The organism is Bacillus sp. z14 (2026) (assembly GCF_058313575.1).
Window position 1 is genome coordinate 313,833 of the sequence record NZ_JBZFQK010000002.1, and the last position, 16,996, is coordinate 330,828.

General features: G+C 35.7%; 15 protein-coding genes and 1 pseudogene. 11 read left to right on the forward strand and 5 right to left on the reverse strand.

Translation table 11 applies throughout. The annotated features are described in order from the left end of the window. Window positions 1-387: 387 nt before the first annotated feature. A complete protein-coding gene (locus tag AC4G3O_RS07585; RefSeq protein ID WP_140461166.1) occupies window positions 388-1,587 on the reverse strand; it encodes a dicarboxylate/amino acid:cation symporter in 1,200 nt (399 codons plus the stop codon). A 319-nt stretch (window positions 1,588-1,906) separates the two neighbouring features. Between AC4G3O_RS07585 and AC4G3O_RS07590 the strand changes: the two genes are divergently transcribed. From AC4G3O_RS07590 to AC4G3O_RS07615, 6 genes are all read left to right on the forward strand, one after another. Then, on the forward strand, window positions 1,907-2,383 hold the full coding sequence (locus AC4G3O_RS07590) for a hypothetical protein (protein ID WP_066101318.1): 477 nt from the start codon (window positions 1,907-1,909) through the stop codon (window positions 2,381-2,383). 762 nt (window positions 2,384-3,145) lie between these two features. Next, window positions 3,146-4,618 carry an aminotransferase class I/II-fold pyridoxal phosphate-dependent enzyme gene (locus AC4G3O_RS07595; protein ID WP_066101315.1) on the forward strand — a complete coding sequence of 491 codons (1,473 nt, stop codon included), beginning with the start codon at window positions 3,146-3,148 and terminating at the stop codon, window positions 4,616-4,618. Window positions 4,619-4,622: 4 nt separating this feature from the next. Next, window positions 4,623-5,483, forward strand: a complete 861-nt coding sequence (gene speE, locus AC4G3O_RS07600; RefSeq protein WP_066101312.1) for a polyamine aminopropyltransferase — start codon at window positions 4,623-4,625, stop codon at window positions 5,481-5,483. A 73-nt stretch (window positions 5,484-5,556) separates the two neighbouring features. After that, complete coding sequence (locus tag AC4G3O_RS07605; protein ID WP_066101309.1) at window positions 5,557-6,756, forward strand: saccharopine dehydrogenase family protein; 1,200 nt, start codon at window positions 5,557-5,559, stop codon at window positions 6,754-6,756. A 1-nt stretch (window position 6,757) separates the two neighbouring features. Next, window positions 6,758-7,885 (forward strand): carboxynorspermidine decarboxylase, encoded by a 1,128-nt coding sequence (nspC, locus tag AC4G3O_RS07610; RefSeq protein WP_066101306.1) that lies wholly within the window; start codon window positions 6,758-6,760, stop codon window positions 7,883-7,885. A gap of 193 nt (window positions 7,886-8,078) precedes the next feature. Next, window positions 8,079-8,471, forward strand: coding sequence for a hypothetical protein (locus AC4G3O_RS07615; RefSeq protein ID WP_491136023.1), 393 nt, complete (start codon window positions 8,079-8,081; stop codon window positions 8,469-8,471). Between the two features lie 42 nt (window positions 8,472-8,513). On the opposite strand, the gene AC4G3O_RS07620 is transcribed toward AC4G3O_RS07615, so the two are convergent. Continuing rightward, a complete protein-coding gene (locus tag AC4G3O_RS07620; RefSeq protein ID WP_066101300.1) occupies window positions 8,514-8,867 on the reverse strand; it encodes a hypothetical protein in 354 nt (117 codons plus the stop codon). Between the two features lie 365 nt (window positions 8,868-9,232). Here AC4G3O_RS07620 and AC4G3O_RS07625 point away from each other — a divergent pair. Further along, window positions 9,233-9,804: pseudogene (locus AC4G3O_RS07625) on the forward strand (YdhK family protein). A 100-nt stretch (window positions 9,805-9,904) separates the two neighbouring features. Here AC4G3O_RS07625 and AC4G3O_RS07630 read toward each other — a convergent pair. Both AC4G3O_RS07630 and AC4G3O_RS07635 read right to left on the reverse strand, forming a co-directional pair. Then, window positions 9,905-11,266, reverse strand: coding sequence for a sensor histidine kinase (locus AC4G3O_RS07630; protein ID WP_491136024.1), 1,362 nt, complete (start codon window positions 11,264-11,266; stop codon window positions 9,905-9,907). Continuing rightward, on the reverse strand, window positions 11,263-11,937 hold the full coding sequence (locus AC4G3O_RS07635; protein ID WP_139891405.1) for a response regulator transcription factor: 675 nt from the start codon (window positions 11,935-11,937) through the stop codon (window positions 11,263-11,265). Before AC4G3O_RS07635 ends, AC4G3O_RS07630 begins: the two co-directional genes overlap by 4 nt. Window positions 11,938-12,256: 319 nt before the next feature. On the opposite strand from AC4G3O_RS07635, the gene AC4G3O_RS07640 reads away from it, so the two are divergent. After that, the gene (locus AC4G3O_RS07640; RefSeq protein ID WP_491136025.1) at window positions 12,257-12,646 is read left to right on the forward strand and encodes a PepSY domain-containing protein; all 390 of its coding nucleotides are present in this window, start codon (window positions 12,257-12,259) and stop codon (window positions 12,644-12,646) included. Between the two features lie 191 nt (window positions 12,647-12,837). After that, window positions 12,838-13,254: a GNAT family N-acetyltransferase gene (locus tag AC4G3O_RS07645; RefSeq protein WP_491136026.1), complete on the forward strand. Its 417-nt coding sequence runs from the start codon at window positions 12,838-12,840 to the stop codon at window positions 13,252-13,254. 140 nt (window positions 13,255-13,394) lie between these two features. Here AC4G3O_RS07645 and AC4G3O_RS07650 read toward each other — a convergent pair whose 3' ends face one another. After that, window positions 13,395-14,786, reverse strand: a complete 1,392-nt coding sequence (locus AC4G3O_RS07650) for a DHA2 family efflux MFS transporter permease subunit (protein ID WP_139891403.1) — start codon at window positions 14,784-14,786, stop codon at window positions 13,395-13,397. A 1,150-nt stretch (window positions 14,787-15,936) separates the two neighbouring features. Here AC4G3O_RS07650 and AC4G3O_RS07655 point away from each other — a divergent pair. Next, a complete protein-coding gene (locus tag AC4G3O_RS07655; RefSeq protein WP_066101290.1) occupies window positions 15,937-16,170 on the forward strand; it encodes a DUF3953 domain-containing protein in 234 nt (77 codons plus the stop codon). 268 nt (window positions 16,171-16,438) lie between these two features. After that, entirely contained in the window at window positions 16,439-16,966 is a 528-nt protein-coding gene (locus tag AC4G3O_RS07660; RefSeq protein ID WP_066101287.1) for a YceI family protein, read from the forward strand. The last annotated feature ends 30 nt before the right edge of the window (window positions 16,967-16,996 follow it).

The window sequence follows — 16,996 nt, forward strand, 5'->3', positions numbered from 1 at the left end:
TATAAAAATATTAATATATTTACTTATAGAAATAAACAAAAAATTAGCTATTTTATTATTTTTATATAATTAATAAGGAATAAATAAAGGATTCTTAATAAGGACAGAAGTAAATTATAAATGAGGATGTATTTGTGTTTTTTTAGATAAGGTGAGTTGTTTATTAAAATCATTGAACTAAAGTGAAAAAAGTATGAGGTTTGCAGATATTTTTCTGTGAAAATAACAAGATATGGACTGACACATAGGTCCTTGTTGAACTGGTTATATTTAATCAAAAAAGGGAGACATGTTGAGTTAACAACATGTCTCCCTTTTTGATTTATTGTTTTTTGACTGAAATCTCTATACGGACACCATTTTTGTATATCTATCTTATTTTTGTATTTAAATTAAATTTTCTATTTGTTTATTTTGAATTATTTCTTTGCTGGTTTTAGGAACAAATCGCTCCGTAAGTGCTGAGATAGCGCCATCGCCTGTTACATTGCATGCTGTTCCGAAGCTATCCTGAGCTAGGTATAATGCGATCATGAGGGAAAGCATGTTATCAGAGAAACCGAGCATGGATTCTAATAAACCAAGTGCAGCCATAACAGCTCCTCCTGGAACTCCTGGCGCGGCGATCATTGTGACACCAAGCATTAAAATAAATGGTAGCATTTGTGTGATGCTAGCATCCGTACCCTGTAACAGCATAACTGCCATCGTACAGCTGACGAGGGTAATTGTACTTCCAGATAAATGGATAGTTGCTAATAGTGGAACAGTGAAGTTTGCTATCTTTTCTTTCACACCCATTTTTTTAGTCCGATCCACAGTAACAGGAATCGTTGATGCGGAAGACTGAGTTCCTAAAGCTGTAAAATACGCTGGTAACATAGTCTTAAGCATTTTAAATGGATTTTTCTTAGAAGCTGCACCCGCAACTGTATACTGTATGACTAACATAAACAAATGTAAAGCAATGATCATCACAAATACTTTAGCAAATACGCTTAAGATAGACGCAATTTGACCGCCCTGAGTCATGTTTGCGAATATACCAAAGATGTGAAATGGTAAAAGAGGGATAATAATCGTATTAATTACCTTCACGACAATCTCTTTGAATTCTTCCATTACATTAAGAAGTGCTTCTCCTTTGATAGACGCCATCCCTACACCAATTGTGAAGGCTACAAGCAAAGCCGTCATAACACCCATTACAGCAGGCATCTCAATTGTAAAATATGGAGAGAGTAAAGCTTCCTCAGGATTTGCAAAGCTTTGAGCAGTCTGGTTTTTTAATATAATTGGATACAATGCTTTGGCAACGAAAAAAGCAATTAAGCCAGCCATTATTGTAGAAGCATACGCTAAGCCAGTTGTGATACCGAGCATTTTACCGGCACCTTTGCCCATCATTCCAATTCCTGAAGCAATAAAACCAATGATAATAAAGGGAATGATAAATTCTAAAAAGCTGCTAAAAAGCCCGTTGAAAGTAGTGAAAATACGAAGCATCCAGGCTGGAGCAATCATTCCTATACCAATACCGAGAATAATAGCGAATATAATTTTGGGTAATATACCGAATTGTTTCATGGTGTCCTCCTTATAAATACAGTTGTACTCTATATGTGGATTATACAGAAAAATGAATTAAAAAGTAACCTTTCTGCTTAAAAAGAATAAAATAATATTTTTGGTTGGTGGTTGAAGTTAAATCTCTTAAATTTGGGATATACATATTGGTTAAATCATATAAATGAAAAAGCTATAGGGGAGCAGAGAAAATGTTTTAAATTCAATATATTTCCATATAATGATATAATTGATTGGAGATATATAATCATTCTCTATTTATTCTTCTGTTTACTGACTTTAAATAATGAGTGATTGTGTGTATGAATGGAGGAGATATATGCTAGGAATTCTGGAGTTTCAGTTAAGCAAGATTATAGTTAATATCTTCATTATTATTGGGATTTTTTGTTTTGTGGTCCTTTTTACAAAGCAAGCCGAGTATGTTGAAAGCCTAAAAGGAAATGCGATTACCTCTGAAGATATGAAAATTTCTCTTATTAAGAGAATGGCTTATGGCGCAGTTTTAGCTATCATTACTATTTTAATTGAGTATATCTTGGTTTATTATCTGTCGGGTTATTTTAAAGTAGAGATTAACGAATTTAGTTTTATATTCAGTATCTTTGTTTTGTGTTTTTTCTTAATGATAGGAGTGGGCCCAAAGGAATATACTGAACCAACCACTAATAATTATTGGGTTAGACAAGAGTTATACTGGACACTCGACAATAAAGAATTTGATATATTGGGAAAACCATATTTAATAGGGGCTGTAACTTTTTTTCTCATCAATTTAGTTTACTTCATCGTCTAGATCCTCAACAGTTTGATCTAATCATGATATTCCATCCCTCACGATCTCCTCTTATTAAATGATAAATGGTCGTTTTTTGTGTAAAATCATTCCAATGACCCATAGAGAATCATGAATATTTTTGATAAAAATAAATAATTATACATAGATAGAATGGTTTATTTAGGTTTTAAAGGTATAAAAAGTAAATGTATCTATTGCTAATTTTTCCATAAACTGATAATATTAGGACGTTGTTATTTTGGAAAGCAAATATTCAAATAGTTAGAGTCTTTCCAAGCAGATAAAAATTGACCACTTGCCCACGGGAAGTTAAGGCCATACGGACAGCCGGGTCAAATGCCGACAGGCAACATTAGTTGCCCTATTGATTGAGTTAGAAGCTCAAATTTTATAAGTTGGTTACTTTATAACCAGTACGACATAAATCGTGCAAAACTTGTGAAACGGTCAATAAGAGTGGTAAAAGTATTTATTTGCTATATAGACTCTGATCTCCTTTTTAGGTATGTTGAATATTAAAAAGCTTTTCAGACATAAAATTCATTTGATTTTATGCGTGGCAATATGTCTGTATTTGTATATGCTTTTTAATAGGATAATAATATCTACAAGCAAGTGATGTGCAATGAAATGCGCGTACACTTGCTTTTTTGTTGTCTTTTAACTTTATCAATTAATAAAAATCACCCCATAAATTCTTACGATTTAAACCAGATGGAAAGGGAAGTGGGAGAATTTTCAGCGAGAGGAAGTTTTGTGATGATTGAACAAGAAAGATTATTTCGTCTTTCGCAGGGGCGGGCTCCTATTTATGAAGCTTTGGAAGAGTTCAAGAAAAAACGAATTGTTCCTTTTGATGTACCCGGCCATAAACGCGGGAGAGGTAATCCTGAATTGACAGCTTTTTTGGGTGAGCAAGCGGTTAGTGTGGATGTTAACTCGATGAAGCCGCTAGATAATCTCTGTCATCCGGTATCCGTCATTAAAGAAGCAGAAGAATTAGCAGCTGAGGCATTTGGTGCTGCACATGCATTTTTTATGGTGAATGGAACGACATCTGCCGTACAGGGGATGGTCCTGACAGCTTGTAAAGCGGGAGATAAAATTATTCTTCCCCGAAATGTTCATCGCAGTGTCATTAACGCACTTGTTCTATGTGGTGCCGTGCCGGTATATGTAAATCCGGAAATGGATAAAAATCTAGGAATTGCGCTTGGTATGTCTCTCAACCAGGTGGAAAAAGCGATTAAAGAAAACCCAGAGGCTAAAGCCATTTTGGTCAATAATCCAACCTATTACGGAATCTGCTCAGATTTACGAGGGATTGTGAAACTTGCCCATCAGCATAATATGCTTGTTCTTGCAGATGAAGCACACGGAGCACATTTATACTTTGGAAAAAACCTTCCCGTGACTGCCATGGCTGCTGGTGCAGATATGGCTTCAGTCAGCATGCATAAATCCGGGGGGAGTTTAACGCAAAGCTCATTTATGTTAATGGGACCTTCTGTGAATGTCGGTTATGCAAGGCAAATTGTTAATCTGACACAAACGACAAGCGGATCGTATTTGCTGCTTTCAAGCTTAGATCTTTCTCGAAGAAATCTAGCGTTAAATGGAGAGCGGATTTTCGATGATGTTATTAATCTTGCAGAATATGTTCGGAACGAAATCAATCAAATTGGTAACTATTATGCCTTTTCAAGAGAATTGGTGAATGGAGATAGCATATTTGATTTTGATGTAACTAAGCTCTCGGTACATACATTAGATATTGGACTAGCGGGAATTGAGGTATATGACTTATTGCGAGATGAGTATGATATCCAAATTGAATTTGGAGATATAGGCAATATTTTGGCCTATGTATCTGTTGGTGATCGTAAAAGAGATGTCGAACGTCTGATCAGTGCCCTATCAGAAATACGTCGTCGTTATTCGACTGATAAATCAGGTCTGATTACACAAGAATATATTGACCCGGAGGTTGTGATTACACCGCAGGAGGCATTCTATGCAGATAAAGAATCATTGAGTCTGCGAGATACAGAGGGTCGAGTGTGCAGTGAGTTTGTGATGTGCTATCCTCCTGGAATTCCAATCCTCGCACCAGGTGAAAGAATCACGAAAGAAATCATTGAGTATATTGACTATGCAAAAGCAAAAGGCTGTTCCATGACAGGACCGGAAGACCTTGCTATTGAACGTCTGAATGTACTAAAGGGAGTGTGACAGCATGGAGTTGTGGTTTCATGAACGTAGCACGGCAGAAGTAAAGCTTTCCATCAAGGTGGACAAGCATTTATACAGTGAACAGAGCGAATTTCAGAGGATTGATATCTTTGAATCGAACGAGTTTGGGAGATTTTTGACCCTGGATGGCTATATGATGATGACTGAAAAAGATGAGTTTATTTATCATGAGATGATTACCCATGTACCTATGGCTGTTCATCCAAATCCACGGAAGGTTTTGGTTATTGGTGCAGGGGATGGCGGTGTTGTACGTGAGCTAACCCGTTATCAACAGATTGAACATATTGACATGGTGGAAATTGACGAAAAGGTAGTTGAAGCCTGTAAGAATTATTTGCCGTTAACAGCTTCCAAGCTTGATGACGAACGGGTTCATATTCATTATGAGGATGGGCTGAAATTTGTTCGCTCCTGTGAAAATCAATATGATTTGATCATCGTGGATTCAACCGACCCATTCGGACCGGGTGAAGGCTTGTTTACGAAAGAATTTTACGGTAATTGCTACAAGGCCTTACATGAAGATGGAATTATGGTAAATCAGCATGAGAGTCCGTTTTATGCAGAAGACAGGGCAGCGATGCAGAGGGCGCACCAACGGATTATCGACTGTTTCCCAATTAGCAGGGTATATCAGGCACATATTCCATCCTACCCGTCCGGCCACTGGTTGTTTGGATTTGCATCCAAAAAATATCAACCTCTTGCAGATTTAAATCAAGAGGCTTGGAAACAGTTAGGTATTAAAACACGCTATTACAATCCTAATTTACACCGTGGTTCCTTTGCTTTGCCAACGTATGTGGAGGAGCTGCTGAGGGACGTGGAAGATATTCCATGAAAATCTTCTAGTGTTTAAAACAAGCAGAAAGAAGTTTGTTAGATAAATAAATAATGGATTGGAGATATGAAAAATGGGAAAAGCACTGATTATTGGTTGTGGCGGAGTAGCCTCTGTGGCAATAAACAAATGTGTACAAAACAGTGAGGTATTTGAAGAGATTTGTATTGCAAGTCGTACTAAGTCCAAATGTGATGATTTAAAAGCTAAGCTTGACGGCGGTAAGACAAAAATTACAACGGCTCAGGTGGATGCAAACAATGTGGATGAGCTAATTGCTTTAATAGAAGAAGTGAAACCAGATATAGTCATGAACCTTGCCTTACCATATCAGGATTTAACGATTATGGATGCCTGTCTTGCAACTAAAACTCATTATATGGATACAGCTAATTATGAGCCTGAAGATACAGCGAAGTTTGAATATAAATGGCAATGGGATTACCGTGAGCGCTTTGAAGAAGTGGGTATTACTGCATTATTAGGAAGCGGATTTGATCCTGGCGTTACAGGAGTATTCTCAGCCCATGCCTTAAAACATCATTTTGATGAAATTGAATACATTGATATTTTAGACTGTAATGCAGGTGACCATGGTTATCCTTTTGCAACAAACTTTAATCCTGAAATAAATATCCGTGAAGTAACAGCAAATGGCTCCTATTGGGAAAATGGCCAATGGGTAGAAACAGAGCCAATGGAAATTAAACGTACGTACAATTTCCCTGAGATCGGTGACAAAGATATGTATCTATTACATCATGAAGAAATTGAATCACTTGCTTTGAATATTCCTGGCATTAAGCGGATTCGTTTCTTTATGACATTTGGGCAAAGTTATCTCACTCATTTAAAATGTCTAGAAAATGTTGGGATGACATCTATTGAGCCAATCGAATTTGAAGGGAAAGAAATCATACCTCTTCAATTTTTAAAAGCAGTACTTCCAGACCCTTCTTCACTTGGTCCGCGTACAAAAGGAAAAACGAATATTGGCTGTATTTTCCGCGGTAAAAAAGATGGAAAAGATAAAACTTATTATGTATACAATGTTTGTGATCATGAAGCGTGTTACAAAGAAGTGGGATCACAGGCGGTTGCTTATACAACAGGGGTTCCTGCAATGATTGGTGCGATGATGGTTATGAACGGAAATTGGAACAAGCCTGGTGTTTACAATATTGAGGAATTTGATCCAGATCCGTTCATGGAAGCATTGAATAAATGGGGACTTCCTTGGAAAGAAAGCTTTGATCCGGAGTTAGTAGACTAAGATGCGCTTTGATCAATTACCAACACCATCTTATGTGGTAGATGAAGGTCTACTCGAGAAAAACCTAAAAATTTTAAAGGGTGTAATGGGTCGAACCGGATGTAAAATTATCCTGGCACAAAAAGCATTTTCTATGCATGCAATGTATCCGTTAATCGGTCAGTATTTGAGTGGGACTGCTGCGAGCGGATTGTATGAAGCTAAGCTTGGCTATGAGGAGATGGGAAAGGAAAATCATGTGTTTTCCCCAGCCTACCGCGAAGATGAGATAGATGAAATTATCTCTATTTGTGATCATATTATCTTCAATTCTTTTTCACAGCTTGAGAGATTTGGGGATAAAGTACTCCAGGCAGGTAAAAGCATAGGCCTCCGTATTAATCCAGAATGTTCGACTCAAGAGGGCCATGAAATCTATGATCCATGCACTAGAGGATCAAGATTTGGTATAACGGCTGATGAATTTCGTCCAGATTTGCTGGAAGGTGTATCGGGATTACATTTCCATACGCTTTGTGAACAGGATTCGGATGCCTTGGCACAAACCCTCAATGCTGTCGAAGAGAAATTTGGAAAATGGCTGCCGCAAATGAAATGGATTAATTTTGGCGGTGGCCACCATATTACAAGAGATGGGTATAATATAGGCCTGCTGGAGGACTGTATTACCCGTATTCAGAAGACATATGATTTGGAGGTTTATCTTGAGCCGGGTGAAGCAATTGCTCTTAATGCCGGATTTCTTGTGACAACGGTTCTTGATACATTAAAGAATGATGTGGAAATTGCTATCCTCGATACTTCTGCTTCCTGTCATATGCCGGATGTGTTGGAAATGCCATATCGCCCTCCGCTTCTTGGTAGTGGTGAACCCGGTGAAAAGGCCCATACGTACAGATTAGGCGGTCCAACCTGCTTAACAGGGGATATTATTGGAGATTATTCATTCGATCAGCCGTTAAAAAGTAATGACCGATTGGTTTTTGGGGATATGGCGATTTATTCGATGGTTAAAAACAATACATTTAACGGAATGGCCCTGCCGACAATTGCTGTACAGGACAAGAATGGTGAATGCCGCATTTTGCATAAATTTAATTATATGGATTTTAAAAATAGACTATCTTAATGAAAAAGCCAGATTCCAATGTGAATCTGGCTTTCTTCTATAGATAGGTATTATATATAGAAGAAACTCGTATATTAAGTTTTCTACGATTTGATTAAAGACGGATATCTCTGATTGTTAAAGGTGTTTTTAATACTTTTGTAGAATTACTTTGAATGAAGAACAACTGAAAACTAGTAAGGGGTGAGACGAAATGGAAAAAAATGAGGTTATCATGATTGAGGAACGAAGTAATAGTAAAATGAATTTTCCATTTATATTAAAGATTGTTGTGATTATTGCACTATTATTTACCGTTATTACTTTAGGTGCAGGGTTGTATAAATTATATGTGTATGAAAGTCCCTATAGTAAAGAGGAAATGATAGACCAAGGATATGAAGAAATATTCAATGAGGAGAAGGCTGTTAATGCATATAATTTATATGATGTGCAGAATTTATCGGTGAATGTCGGAATGGCTACAGCGTATTTTACATTAGCAATTTTGTTTAGCATCCTTGGAATAGGAGCTTTTGTAATGGCTGAAATACTGAAACGGAATGAGCAAAGGAGCATGTTGAGTATAGACAATCTAAAAGAATGAAAAGCTCAAACCCAGTCAGGAGTTTGAGCAAGGTTGAATAAGTTATATAGTCTCTATTGTCCGACCGCTTAACTTCGCAAAAATGTTACTAATAGATAAGAAAACGGTAAAGAATGCATTCAGCACTATATTAATCAAGCCACTGAATATACTAAGAATGAAGTAGACGATTGCTGATATTAAAATACCTTCCATTAACATTTCAATAGAAAATGAACGTTCATAAATTGCACCAATAATAGTAATGAGCCATATTAATACAATATATATCATGGGGAAATAGGCAATGAATTGACAGATCCATGAAAGGATACGTGTAATTCCTGCAGCAATCCAATAAAACGGGGAAAAAAGAATAAGTCGAAAGATCAGGAAGTAATGTTGTATGGTATTCATGCTGGCTCAACTCCTCCGTATTAGTCTAAGGTGCTTCATTATTTAAATTCCCGTAATAATCTCCTTTAAAAATGAAAAAATTGTGAATGATATAGGGGATGTGACAACCATTATAGTTGGTTAACGTTTTATATAAAAATTCAATTAAGATACGAGAAAAAATAGAGGGTTAATTTGTTTATTTTTAAACAGTCTTCTAAATGTATGAGCAGATTTATGAATCTATTAGTCATTTAAACCATAAAAATTAGCAGATAATATGATAGAAGAGGTAAAGGTAAATACAAAAATATGGTAGACCATACAACAAAAGGGTAATGCAATAAAGAACACAATTGCTGTTTATCATAAAAGGAGGACAAGATATGTTAAAAAGACTTTCTCTCTTATCTCTGCTAACGGTATGTATTCTTGTGCTGGGTGCTTGCTCTCAAACAACTGAGGAAGACCAAACTGAGGATACTAATAATAAAGAATTGCAACATGATACACAATCTCATGATATGGAGGGAATGAATCATTCAGGTTCTGGTGAGGTTCCGGAAGATTTAAAAGTGGCTGAAAATCCTACTTTTGAAGTAGGGAGCGGTGCAATCCTTTGGAAGGTATGAAAAGTGCTGAAGCTACCATCATCGGAGCTTATGACACAACGGCATACAGCATTTCTTACAATCCGGCTACAGGTGGCGAAAGGGTGAAAAATCATAAGTGGATTATTCATGAAGAAATAAAGGATAGTGGAGAGGAATCTTTACAGCCAGGTGCAGAAGCAATTACGACTGCCTCTCATATGGATGGAATGAAGGGGACCACTGTAAAAATTGAATCAGCTCAAGAAACGACTGTTTATATGATTGATTACAAACCAACAACAGGTGGGGAAGAAGTAACTAATCACAAATGGATGACAGATGACGAGTTGATGCCTGTTGAATAATTACTCGCATTGCCGTGCCATTCGTTTTGTTTGTTAAACCTTAAAAGGCACCTATCATACTGGTGTAGGTGCCTAGAATAATATCCTCTAATTAAACTCTTTAATAGCCTATAGGTAAACGAAACTTAAAGGTACTTCCTTTATCTAATTCACTTGATACATCAATGGTGCCGCCGTGCAGACTGACAATCCATTTTACGATCGACAAGCCAAGACCTGTATTGCCGTTAGCAGTTGAGGTACGAGAAGGATCGACGCGATAAAAACGATCCCATATTTTATTTATATGTTCTGCACTAATGCCAATTCCATTATCCGAAATCTCACCTATCACATGATTACCCTGCTGATATAATTTAATCTTTACATATCCGCCAGGCCTTCCATAAGCAACCGCATTCGTAATCAGGTTCATAAGTAATCTCATGATTAACGTTTGATCTGCTTTTATAAAAAGATTATCCTCTAGGTCTGTAATTATCTCAATATCAGCTTTATCAGCCATATAGGTTAATTCTTCTGCTATCATTTCTGTTAACTCACTAATATTAAGCCTTTCAAATAGAAAATGGTCCATATTCTGCTGATCAACTCTGGCCAGTAAAAGTAATTGCGAAATGAGAGAGGACATTTTTTGGGATTGTTTTAGAATGACCTCAAGGGATTCCTTTACTTCTTTTGAATCATCAATTTGAGATAAGGCGTATTCAGATTGAGAGATGATGACAGAAGTAGGTGTCCTTAATTCATGAGAGGCATCAGAAGTAAATTGTTTTTCATTCTCAAATGAAGATTGTAATCTATCGAACATTCGATCAAAGGTCTGTGCCAAAGCATGAATTTCATCATTTGATCCCTTAAGGTTAATACGTTTTGATAAATCTTGTCCGTCGTTAATTTCGCTGACTGTATCAATCATTTTTTGTACGGGACGAAACGCTCTTTTTGTAATAGAATATCCGCCGGTAGCTGCTACAATAATAAGGAATGGAAAAGCAATTAGCGTCACAAGTAAAATGGTGTTCATGGCTGACGATAATTGATTTAATTGATAAACGCCTCGAATCCATATCTCATCATTAAATTTTTTATATGGGTGATCATATAATAGCCATTCCTGTCCATTCTGTTCAATGGTTTGAAGTCCATCCTTATTCATTGGTGTGTCTCCGTTAAATCCAGATGGAACATTGCCTTCCAGTAAAGCACCATTTTTATCGTAAATTAAAAGAGTGACCCCATCATCATAATACTCAAAATCATTATCTACCTCTAAATGTCCATTTTTATAATCTATATCTCTAAAACCTTCTTTTACTGATTCCTCGAGTTGGTCCTGGATATTTAACAGAAGAATTTTATCGGAAGAGGCCAAAATAATACTTAATACCATAGCCATAATAATCACAATCAGGCCCGTATACCAGAGAGTGATCTTCATTTTAATAGATAATTTTTTCATGACTCTATCCTCAATACGTAGCCAGATCCTCTTATGGTATGGATAAGCTTGATTTCAAAATCATTGTCTATCTTCTTTCTTAGATAACGAATATAAACATCAACGATATTTGAGCCGCCTTCATAATCATAATTCCAAACATGCTGTTCAATATTATCTCGAGACAATACAATATCTTTATTGCGAATCATATATTCCAAAATTGCAAACTCCTTGCTGGAAAGGTCAATATTTTTACCCTGTCGCGTTACCTTATGGGTATTACAGTCCACTACTAAATCGCCTATTTCATAAACGTTGGATGTGTTACCTGATTGCCGGCGCATTAACACCCGTATCCTGGCCAGTAGTTCATCGAAGGCAAATGGTTTGATTAAATAATCATCTGCGCCTAAATCCAGTCCTTTGACCCGATCTTCAATCGTATCTTTTGCGGTTAACAATAAAACAGGAGTACGATTCCCTTCTTCTCTTATATGCTGCAAAACTTCCAGTCCATTTACTTCTGGAATCATTATATCTAACACAATCAAATCATAAGAAGCCATGGAAATATAATCGAGTGCATCAGACCCATTTCCACATGCGTCCACACTGTAATTTTCCACTTTTAAACGGTTTGCAAGAACGTTTTGTAAATCTTTTTCATCTTCGACTATGAGAATCCGCATGTTTAGTCTCCTTTTCTTCTTATTTAATATATTTTACTATAATTCACGTTTATTAAAAAAAGATGAGAAAATCATTTTTATTCATTAATGTTCCTTTAATGTTTACCCATTATGATGAAGTCAAGATCAAGGAAAAGAATAAAAGACAGGAGGAGAGGCGTCAAAATTAATGGAATGATAATTGGTTCCTGTTCTGGTCAAATGGTCTTATGTTCTTCGTAAATTAAAAATTCTAATCAATTTTATTGACCAATTAGACCAGTTTGAAGATTAACTAGAAAAGGAAATTGTATATAAACGATAAAAAGGAGAGATAGCTATGTTAACAAAATACAAAAACATGGTAGTAGAAAATAAAAAGAAAATAATCGGTGGCTTTATTGCCATAATTGTTCTTGGGATCGCCATTGTAGGCGGTTATGTTGGAATGGGTTATTACTATGCAAATAAGAATGACAACTATACAGAAGCACAAATTAAAGAAATAGCTTTGAAGCAAATTGATGGAGAAGTTATCAGTGTTCAAAAAGAATTCAATTTGGAGGATGACCGTATTTCCCGTTCTGAATTCGAATACGGTGTTGAAATTAAAACTTCAGAAAATCTTTTGAAAACAATCACTGTAAAAGGTAGAACAGGCACTATAGAAATAGATGATGATTTTGACGATGATCATATTTCCCGTTCCGAATTTGATGGTAAAAATTAAATTCATGAAAATTTCTTAAGTACAACCAACATAAGAGGAAGAACATGTCTAATTGAATTAAATGGATTTAATAATCAGGAGACTCCGCCAAAAGATTTATCTTTTTTTGGGAGTCTCTTTTTTATGGATATGGATAAGTTAAATTCTGGTATTATGATATAAAAGATATCTGGATACAAGGAGGAGACGATATGTACCAATATTTTAACGGCTTAGTCATCCGGGAAGGGACAGAAGGAGTTCCAGCTGAAAGTGTAGAAACTCTTTTTACAGATGCAGGATGGGCGAGAAACACACCAGATTGGCAGAAAGAAAAGTTTTCATTAATATTTGAAAACTCCACCTGGGCTTATACTGTATGGGATTCTAGCCGAATGATTGGAATGGTTCGGGTTATTTCAGACAAAATAATGGCCGCTACTATAATGGATTTAGTCGTTTTAACCGAATATCGAGGAAAGGGGATCGGTAAAAAATTAGTTGAACTATGTGTACAAAAGCTTCCTCATGGAGATTGGTTCGCGCATACGTCCGCTGATAATTTCAGTTTCTATGAAAAGTGCGGATTTGAAGTCAAAGACTTGTCCCAAAATGGAACGTGCGTCTAATATGGATATATACAAGCCCGTAAAGAGGGGCATAGATAAATAAAAACAAAGCTAACACCAACTAGAATCGCAGAGGATTTAGGGTGTTAGCTTTATTTATTTCACTCTATTTGGTTTCGTTTTCTCTCAATCTTCCCAGTTTACTGTGTTTTTTTCAAGAAGAATGAAAGAACGACATTTATGATAGCTAAAATTAAACTGATCTTAAATACAAATGCTGAACCAGTAGCTGCAGCTGCAGTTAAATCATTGGCTGCACCGGATAAGTAATCAGCTTGTTTCATAGAGAATAGAGATACCATTACCGCAATACCTATAGCTCCGGCTACTTGCTGAGACGTTTGTGTAATTGCAATACCATCTGGATAATATTGTCTAGGTAATGCATTCAGTGTATTTGTTTGTACGGATGCTAAGACCATACCAACACCTAACATCATCACGATATGTGTCAATACCATAATCCAAAGAGCGGTATCTGTTCCGTATGATGCATAAAGTCCATATCCAATGACAACAAGAATTGTACCTGGAGTAATCACGGCACGTGGTCCATATTTGTCAAATAATTTACCAATTATCGGCGCAAGTACACAGTTGATTAAACTCCCCGGAAGCATCATTAATCCTGTTACAAATGCTGAAACGATAAGGGCCATTTGCATATACATTGGTAAAACAACAAGCATGGAAAGCATGTTGAGGAAGGTAATAATATTCATAGCAAGACCTAAAACGAACATTGGGTATCTAAATGCTTTTAAGTTTAACATTGGGTGTTCCATCTTATTTTGACGGATACAGAAGAATAGTAATGCGATTAAGCCGATAATAATTGTTCCTAATACGGTTGCATTTGTCCAGCCAAGCTCTCCACCGACACTTACACCGTATACAACACCACCAAAACCAATTGTAGATAATACTACAGATAAAATATCAATTGAGACATTACGGATTTCATTAACATTCGGTATATAGATATAGCCAATGATTAGTGAAATTAATAAGAATGGAATGGTGAACCAGAAAATCCAATGCCAAGATAAGGTGTCTAAAATCATGCCTGCTAAGGTTGGTCCAAAAGCTGGTCCAGCTAAAATAACTAATCCCATTGTTCCCATTGCAGCTCCACGTTTATTTGGCGGGAAAATCGTGAAAATAACACTTTGTGTTAAAGGTAAAATGATAGCCAACCCAGCTGCTTGAATAATACGTGCTGTTAAAAGTACGCTAAATGTGGGTGCTAAAGCAGCTAAAACTGTCCCTATAAGAGAGAAAAATAAAGCTGCCATGAACATTTGGCGTGTCGTGAATTTTTGCATTAAAATACCTGTAACTGGTACTAAAATACCAAGTGTTAAAAAGTAGCCTGTTGCCAACCACTGAATGGTTGTTGCATCCACACTAAAAATTTGGCTTAATTGTCCTAATGCTATATTTAAAGCTGTTTCACTAAAAAGCCCGACAAATCCTGCTACCAAGAGGGCAGCCATTATCGGTCCCGTTTTGATTTGTATTTGTTTATTCACTTGTTATAACTCCTCTAAAAATAAATTATTTGTAAATTCGAGATTGCTCTCAGGGAGAAACGCATTTGTAGAGCAAAAATCCATCTTCATTGGAAGCCTAATCACTAAAGAAATAGAAGAATACAGAATCTTCCGAAAAAAGATTCGATAAAACCTTTGATTATAAAATTTTCTCAATTAAAATCAGACTCTTGTAAACATACATACTAAAACTACATTAGGGCGAATTTTCACTCACCTATATTTGCTAACTGTAAAGCAAGTCATTGTCTCTATGTTTTTTTAGTCATTGATTCGTTTTTAATCATTCCACTTGGGCATTAATTATTGATAATTTGAGATAAATCCAGTATTCGCAAGTAGAATCATACTTCTTTCAAATGGTGAGAGAACGAAACTTTGCTATTTTTATGCTTGTTTCGTAGGATCCAACACCTGTATATCCTTTTGGCGGGATAGTCCATTGCATTCGTAAATAATCAGCAATTTTGTATCCCTCCTGTTAGTACACCTCCACCATACTAACCAGTCAGTCTGTTTTTCACTATAACAAAATATTTCTTCTTGTGTAAGTAATTTGTTTTTTTTGTGACAATATTTTTATAATTGATCTTTTTATGTATTAGGAGTTTTATGCATGGGGGTAAAAATGAAACCTTACTATATCAAGGATGAATCAGTATATAAATCTATTAAAAATGTATCCCCTTACATTTATAGCAGGGTAAACATGCACTAAATTGGGAAGTGGATTGTATTTTTTTAGTAATTCATATACCGAATTTTATTATTTCAAAATAATATAAGCGGTGGTTAGATTAACTGGTTATTAGTGATGGTTTCATACAGCGGGGTAGTTTATTCTATCTAAATTCAACTATTGATAAATATTCATTGATAGGCAGTTCCCGATTTATTATCCTCTGAATACCTATTTCACTACTGGCCACCAAGAAAATAGTAAATAAAATCATCCTGTGATACATAATTATTTAAGATGTGAAATATTTGAAAATGAAAAGGTTCTGCTTTCTGATTAAATAAAGTTTTACATCTTTAAGAACTGTATAGAATAAAAAAGGATTAACGGCATTAGGAGTCGAAAAGCTATAGTAATAGGTTGTTACTAGGATATAAGGAGTATGGAATCATGCTGAAAATTTTACGCTATGTTTTTTCAACGGTAGTTTTAATATTTGTATTATACGGATTTATTACAAGAAGCTTTGCGTACCAACCATTTATGATTTTTTTCTTAGGGTTAATGATGTTAATCATCGGATTAGAAGAATATCAAAAAGGACGAAAACTTTTTAGTTGGGTGAGTCTAGGTGGATTTTTGTTTGCCATGTATGTAGCAATTGAAGGTTTTATACTGAATTAACAATCTGCAGTAGGATCTTTTTGGCGCTTTCAGATTTATGATCAATATGTGATCACATCTTACATTTCAGATTACATTGTGAGTAATCATATTGTTTAGAGATCTGGCATAAACTGATCCATATCCACATTGGTAAAAAATCCTGAATAAATTGACAAGAAAATGTACTCGTGTTAAATTTATCCTTAATTAAAAAATTTTGAATTCGAGATATATTGCATTTTACATAAAGTCTCGAATTCGAAATAAAAGTATTGGAGGAATAACAATGGCAAAATGGATAGTTGACCAGTCTCATTCAACAATTGGCTTTGCAGTGAAACATATGATGGTATCAAAGGTAAAAGGAAAATTTGATACGTATACAGCAGATATTGAAGCCGCGGATTTAACAGATTTGACAACAGCTCAAATTGCATTTCAATTTGATCCAGCAAGTATTAACACTTTTTCAGAAGATCGTGATACACACTTGAAATCTGCTGAATTTTTTGATGTGGAAGCATATCCTACAATCGAATTTAAATCTACAAGCATTACAAGATCTGGGGATGACTATAAAGTAACTGGTGATCTGACTATTAAGGATGTAACAAAGTCAGTTACATTCGATGTCGAATTTGGCGGAAAAGGCAAAAATCCTTGGGGAGTTGAAGTATACGGTTTTGAAGGGGACGCGAAGATTAACCGAGAAGATTTTGGTCTTACTTATAATGCAGCACTTGAAACGGGCGGCGTTTTAATTGGTAAAGATATTAAAATAGAAATAGAATTAGAGATTAACCCGGCAGCATAAGTTTAATCGTTCTTCTAAGGGGAAATAAAG